The sequence below is a fragment of the Pseudoalteromonas sp. T1lg76 genome, from assembly GCF_002964725.1.
GTDB lineage: Bacteria > Pseudomonadota > Gammaproteobacteria > Enterobacterales > Alteromonadaceae > Pseudoalteromonas.
Genome location: NZ_PQCE01000077.1, coordinates 1 through 225 on the forward strand (window position 1 = coordinate 1; position 225 = coordinate 225).

Annotated in this window: 1 pseudogene; it reads left to right on the forward strand. The window is 59.6% G+C overall.

Going from position 1 to position 225, the window contains the following annotated elements:
• A pseudogene (locus C2M35_RS15260) lies at nucleotides 1-225 on the forward strand (hypothetical protein); the annotation flags it as partial.

Genomic DNA, 225 nt, shown 5'->3' on the forward strand with positions numbered 1-225 from the left:
ACTGACCGTCACCATGACAGTGACCGACGCTGCCGGGAACACAGGCACGGTCACCGATACCACCACCTTGGATACGGGCGCACCGAGCACCGGTGATGGCGCAAACAGTATTGCGTTCGACGATGGCGGCGATGAGCTATTAAGCGCAGAGGAAGCGACCAATGTGACCCTTTCTGGCGTTGTCGAAGCCGGTGCCACCGTCGACAGCATCACCATCAGTGATGG